Origin of the sequence: Anaerotignum propionicum (assembly GCF_024461735.1) — a bacterium.
In the GTDB taxonomy this organism is placed as follows: Bacteria; Bacillota; Clostridia; order Lachnospirales; family Anaerotignaceae; genus Chakrabartyella.
This window is the reverse complement of sequence record NZ_JANGAD010000015.1, coordinates 25,499-31,498: the sequence shown is the minus strand read 5'-3', so window position 1 is coordinate 31,498 and position 6,000 is coordinate 25,499. Positions and strand designations below refer to the sequence as shown.

Genomic DNA, 6,000 nt, shown 5'->3' with positions numbered 1-6,000 from the left:
AAAGCCCCTTCTAGGGGCAGAGCAAACCACCAGCTGAGCTGGTGGTGATGATTATATTCAATAATGGATGCATAACAATATATAGGCATAAAGAAAATCAATTTGGCAAGGTTATATTATAAAGAAAGAATGACTTATCCTTCTCTTTCATTCAAAGTGGTTTTCAGCTGATAGCAACGATACAAGCTAATCATAAAACCCCCAGCATAAATCAGCATTGAAAAAGCCAGAAAAGGCTTTGGACATGTCAAGCTGGTTAATTTCTGATAAAGCCAACAGCCAAGGACAAGTAAGCCGCTAATTGCCGAACAGATTGAAATAATAAAAAATTGTTTTGCAGCAAGTGTGGCAGTGGAGGCATCTACATTAAAATCGGGAAGGAGACGGCAGGACATTTTTTTAGTTTGCCGTGTTTCACTATAAAAAAACATAGAGATTAGAAATAAAACAGAGGTATAAATAAGCATAAGCGCCTCCTTTTTTAATTAAATGTGAAAATTTGACTAGTAACAATGTAAAAGTATCTTTTTATTTTATATACAGTAGTGTAACATTTTATCATATGTTACGCAAGAAATTAAATCGACAAAGCACTAGGAGCGCCTGGCAAAATAAACATAAAAATAAATGTATTTATAAAAAAACATGACATATTTGCGCTTGAGCGTTGTATTCTATAGAAAAGTATGTTACTTTTATAGAGTAAAGCACAGCCGTATCGATGCGGTTATGTGCAAAAGAAATAAGGGGAGAGGTATTATGGATCAAGGATTAGAGAAAAGATATGGGCTTTTAACTGCAATTGCTATGGTAGTTGGCATTGTTATTGGCAGTGGCGTGTTTTTTAAGGCGGAAAAGGTTTTAGTTGCAACAGGAGGAAATCTGAGCCAAGGTATTTTGGCGTGGTTTCTGGGTGGTTTGGTTATGATTGCCTGTGCGTATAATTTTGCGGTTTTGGCAACACATCATGAAAAGGTAAGCGGCATTGTTGATTATGCAGAAACAATGGTAGGACCTAAATATGGTTATTTCTTTGCATGGTTCATGGCTACAATTTATTTTCCGGCGATGACCTCTGTTTTAGCTTGGGTTTCTGCTAGATATTTTTGTGTATTGTTGGGTTGGAACATTGTTGGACCTGAGGCGATGACGATTGCTGGATTATTTTTGGTAAGCAGTTATGTGCTTAATGCTATTTCCCCAAGACTGGCGGGAAAATTGCAAGTATCCACTACAATAATCAAGCTTATACCTTTGGCCTTAATGGCAATAGTAGGAACCATTTTTGGTCTGAAAAGTGGTATTTTGATGGAAAACTTTAATGGAACAGTACTTACTGAGGTGAAGGGGAATCCTTTGTTTACCGCAGTTGTTGGTACCAGCTTTGCTTATGAGGGTTGGATTTGTGCAACCAGCATCAATGCTGAGCTAAAAGATGCGAAACGTAATTTGCCATTGGCACTGGTGATTGGCACAGTATTTACTGTTTTGATGTATGTACTTTACTATGTTGGTTTGGCAGGAGCAGTTGAAAACAGTGTAATGATGGAAGGCGGAGAAGCAGGAGCGAAAATCGCATTTTCTACCGTTTTTACAAATGCAGGTGGAACGTTGCTTTTTGTGGTTGTGGTTATTTCCTGTTTAGGCACTTTAAATGGTTTAATGTTAGCATGTACCCGTAGCTTTTACGCTATGGCTGCAAGAAATGAAGGCCCTATGCCTCATATATTCAATGCGGTGGATAAGGTTACAAATATGCCAACCAATTCATCTGCGATGGGTGTTTTAATGGCGGCAATTTGGCTTACTTATTTTTACGGTGCAAATTTAACGGAACCATGGTTTGGTTTGTTTTGCTTCGACAGTTCCGAATTGCCGATTATAACAATTTATGCCATGTATATACCCATTTTCTTACTGCAGATGAAAAAAGGGAAGGAATTAGGAGTATTTAATCGTTACGTAGCGCCAATTTTAGGAATAGTGGCTAGTTTATTTATGGTAGTTGCGGCGGTTGTTTCATTAGGAAAGGCAATTATCTATTACTTAATTTTATTTGCAGTTATAATGTGTATTGGGTTTGCATTGAAAAACTACGGACACGAAAAAGCAAATAAATGAGTTTTAATGTATAGTATTAATGATGGGGTTTTCAGGCTATAGCTTTAAGGGAAAGAAGATTGGTTTTCTGTTCCTATCCCCATGTATCATAAACAAAGAAAGAAGCCCCCATTTAAATGGATTTCAAGGATAAATCTTTATAATGGAAATTGGGCTTTTTTCTTGTGTTGATTAGGCAGAAAAGGTTGACATATAGATGTTAAGTTGTATACTGTAATAAGTAACATATGTCGAAAATGAGGAGGGACTTTTATGGCGAGACCAAGAAAGTGCAGAAAAGTTTGTGCATTACCTGAAAATTGCGGGTTTGCTCCAATGAAGGAGATGAACGATGAAAATCGTGTTATTATGGCGGTAGATGAATACGAGACCATTCGACTGATTGATTTAGTTGGATATACGCAGGAAGAATGCGCAGCTCAAATGCACATTGCCAGAACAACAGTACAGGGCATATATAACGAAGCAAGAAGAAAGCTGGCAGATGCCTTAGTAAATGGGAAATCCCTTCACATTGAAGGCGGCGATTTCGACCTTTGTCAAGGTGATAGCTTGCATTGTGGGAAGAAATGCGAAAAATTTTGTTATAAGAAAAGAAATATTTCTAAGGAGATGTAATTATGAGTGAGAATTGTTCACATAACTGCGGAAGCTGTTCTTCCGACTGTTCAAGCCGAAAGCCGGCTGATTTTTTGGTGCCACCAAATGAGCATAGTCAAATTAAAAAAGTAATTGCCGTAGTCAGCGGCAAGGGTGGCGTTGGGAAATCAATGGTGACTTCCTCCATGGCTGTTTTGATGAATCGGTTAGGTAAAAAAACAGCGATTCTTGATGCGGATATCACAGGTCCATCTATTCCAAAGGCTTTTGGCATGACACAGAAGGCATATGGAACTAAGACTGAAATAATTCCTTGTGAAACCAGAACAGGGATAAAGGTAATGTCTGTAAACCTTTTGTTGGACAATGAAACAGATCCTGTGGTATGGCGTGGACCAATTATTGCAGAGACTGTTAAGCAGTTTTGGAAGGACGTTGTTTGGGGTGATGTTGACTATATGTTTATTGACATGCCTCCAGGTACGGGAGACGTGCCTTTGACAGTTTTCCAATCCATTGCCATTGACGGAATTATTATTGTTACATCTCCCCAGGAATTGGTAGGAATGATTGTGGATAAGGCTGTGAAGATGGCTGAAATGATGAATGTGCCAATATTAGGAATTGTAGAAAACCTTTCATATTTTGTTTGTTCCGAGTGTAGTGAAATACATAAAATTTTTGGGGAAAGCAATATAGATGCCATCGCTAAAAAACACAATATACCTACAGTTTGCAAATTGCCCATTGACCCTAGCATTGCGGCACGTTGTGACAGGGGAGAAACAGAGGAATTTGAGGGAGAATGGCTATCGCCAATGGTTTCATTTTTAGAAGAAAAATGACGGGACACTCCCTTTATGCATAATAGATAAAAATAGATTTTAAGCTTAAAAAGCAAAAGTGCTGAAGTTAACTTTTAAAGCATTTTTATAGAGCATAAGGTGTGAATAACCCTTTAAAAAAGAACAGTGTAGCTAAAACTTATTGTTTTAGAACCCTCTGTTCTTTTTTATTTCTGCGCTGAAATATGTTTCATTAGAGCAACAGAACCCTCTGGATTCTTATGGTTCTGGTTTTTTTAGAAATAAGTGTAGATATCAAATGCTGAAAGTAGTGTCTAAAAAACTTAATAGTATGACTGAAAATCTATATTTCATATTGTGAAAAGGTAGAAGTATAAAATTTAATTGGTTTTTATTGATAAATGTGCAATCAACCAAAAATAGCAATACTCTTTAAAAAATGAGAGAAAAAGATACTATGAACAAAAAAAGTGGTATTGTCTGTTTATACGACAGGAAAGGAAAAGAAAATACGAAATAATTGCTGTAAATATGCACAACGAGGTAAATATGTGGTTTTTCTTTTAACTATGCATCACTATAAATACAATAAAATGTTGAAAACGAGTTATTATTTAGTACTATTATAGCAATATAATGCTTTAATTTTGTTAAAATTTCGTGAAAATGTATCAATCAGTTTGAAAAGAAAGCTTTCCAATTTTTGAGACTGAATGAATAAATTAAGTCAAAAAGTTTTGGGTTTTTTAATAAAAATTGTACATTTTTAAGTAAAAAGGCTTGTGTGGGCTGATTTCATTTATAAAAAAATACTTGTTTTTTTGCTGTAATAATATAAAATAGTAAATAGGTTACAGAATCTGAGGGAACATCTTTATTTTGTATTCGACAATAAATATCATTCGTTATCGTGGGGACGATGAATAGTGTCGTACAAAGAGTAGAGGTGATGGTTCTGACCGGTGAAATTATCTTATAAATAATTTGGGAGGTAGTAAAATGGAAGCAGTTAATAATTTTGTGTCCACCATCAATGGTTTTGTGTGGGGTCCTGTAATGCTGGTTTTGTTGTTTGGTACACATGTGTTCCTAACATTCAGAACAAAATTTATTCAAAGACACATCGGTAAGGCAATTAAGCTTTCTGTAACAGCGGATAACGAAGCTGAAGGTGATGTTTCCGGTTTTGGTGCATTGGCAACTGCGCTGGCTGCTACAATTGGTACAGGTAATATTGTAGGTGTTGCAACAGCGGTAGCATTAGGTGGTCCTGGTGCTGTTTTCTGGTGCTGGTTGACAGGTCTTTTCGGTATTGCAACAAAATACGGCGAGGCTTTGTTGGCAATTAAATACAGAGTGAAGGATAGCACCGGTTCTATGATTGGTGGACCTATGTATGCTTTGGAAAGAGGTTTGGGACAAAAGTGGTTGGGCGTTTTATTTGCACTGTTTGCAGGTATTGCATGTTTCGGTATTGGCAATATGACACAGGCAAACTCCATTTCTACAATGGTACGTGATAACTTTGGTTTACCTACATGGATAACAGGTATTGTTATTACGGTTGCCACAGGTTTGGTTATTTTGGGTGGCGTTAAATCTATCGCTAAGGTTTGTGAGAAATTAGTACCCTTAATGGCAGGTTTTTATATTTTAGGTTGTCTTGTAATTATCGTGATTAATGCTCCTTTTATCGGTGCTGCATTTAAGGCAATTATAGGTAGTGCATTTACAGGCACTGCTGCAGGCGGCGGTTTTGCCGGAGCAACAGTTATGATGGCAATTCGTTTTGGTATTGCTCGTGGTTTGTTTACCAACGAAGCTGGCTTGGGTTCTGCGCCTATCGCAGATGCTGCGGCTATGACAAGAAACCCTGTTCGTCAGGCTTTGATTGCTATGTCCGGCGTTTTCTGGGATACAATTATTGTTTGTGCTTTGACAGGTTTGGTTTTGGTAACTTCTATTTTGAAGAATCCAGAAGGCATGTCAGGATTAAACGGTGGTGCTTTAACATCTGCTGCATTTAATCATATTCCAGTAATTGGTCCTATTGTATTGACAATTGGTTTGATTACATTTGCATGGTCTACAATTTTAGGTTGGAGCTATTACGGCGAAAGATCTTGGGTATACTTAGTGGGTACAAAATCAGTTATGCCTTTCCGTTTGGCTTGGGTTATTGTAGTATTTATTGGTAGTGTTACTGCTCTTGACTTAGTATGGAACATTGCAGATACATTGAATGCCATGATGGCATTCCCTAACTTGGTTGCGTTACTTGGATTAAGTGGTGTAATTGTATCTGAGACTAAGAAATATCTGTGGGATGACAATATGGAAGGTTGGTCCACAGACGAAATCCCTACAGTAAATAGATAATTCGGTGTTTTAAATCCCACGCAAGAAAGACGGCTTATATGCCGTCTTTTTTTTGTATTGAATTGTGTATCTTGTTTTCTTTTTTTAGAATAAA

5 protein-coding genes are annotated in these 6,000 nt (G+C 37.1%); 4 read left to right on the top strand and 1 reads right to left on the bottom strand.

Going from position 1 to position 6,000, the window contains the following annotated elements; genetic code table 11:
- Positions 1-134: 134 nt before the first annotated feature.
- A complete protein-coding gene (locus tag NE558_RS13885) occupies positions 135-467 on the bottom strand; it encodes a hypothetical protein (protein WP_256150774.1) in 333 nt (110 codons plus the stop codon).
- Between the two features lie 292 nt (positions 468-759).
- On the opposite strand from NE558_RS13885, the gene NE558_RS13880 reads away from it, so the two are divergent.
- From NE558_RS13880 to NE558_RS13865, 4 genes are all read left to right on the top strand, one after another.
- Positions 760-2,121: an APC family permease gene (locus NE558_RS13880; protein ID WP_256150773.1), complete on the top strand. Its 1,362-nt coding sequence runs from the start codon at positions 760-762 to the stop codon at positions 2,119-2,121.
- Between the two features lie 252 nt (positions 2,122-2,373).
- The gene (locus tag NE558_RS13875; RefSeq protein WP_256150772.1) at positions 2,374-2,739 is read left to right on the top strand and encodes a DUF134 domain-containing protein; all 366 of its coding nucleotides are present in this window, start codon (positions 2,374-2,376) and stop codon (positions 2,737-2,739) included.
- Positions 2,740-2,741: 2 nt separating this feature from the next.
- Entirely contained in the window at positions 2,742-3,566 is an 825-nt protein-coding gene (locus NE558_RS13870; protein WP_256150771.1) for an Mrp/NBP35 family ATP-binding protein, read from the top strand.
- Positions 3,567-4,526: 960 nt separating this feature from the next.
- Positions 4,527-5,906, top strand: a complete 1,380-nt coding sequence (locus tag NE558_RS13865; RefSeq protein ID WP_256150770.1) for an alanine/glycine:cation symporter family protein — start codon at positions 4,527-4,529, stop codon at positions 5,904-5,906.
- Positions 5,907-6,000 lie beyond the last annotated feature (94 nt).

Bases quoted from the DNA above. Each gene is read 5' to 3' on its own strand.
- NE558_RS13865 (WP_256150770.1), top strand. From the start codon at position 4,527: ATGGAAGCAGTTAATAATTTTGTGTCCACCATCAATGGTTTTGTGTGG.
- NE558_RS13875 (WP_256150772.1), top strand. From the start codon at position 2,374: ATGGCGAGACCAAGAAAGTGCAGAAAAGTTTGTGCATTACCTGAAAAT.
- NE558_RS13880 (WP_256150773.1), top strand. From the start codon at position 760: ATGGATCAAGGATTAGAGAAAAGATATGGGCTTTTAACTGCAATTGCT.
- NE558_RS13870 (WP_256150771.1), top strand. From the start codon at position 2,742: ATGAGTGAGAATTGTTCACATAACTGCGGAAGCTGTTCTTCCGACTGT.
- NE558_RS13885 (WP_256150774.1), bottom strand. From the start codon at position 467: ATGCTTATTTATACCTCTGTTTTATTTCTAATCTCTATGTTTTTTTAT.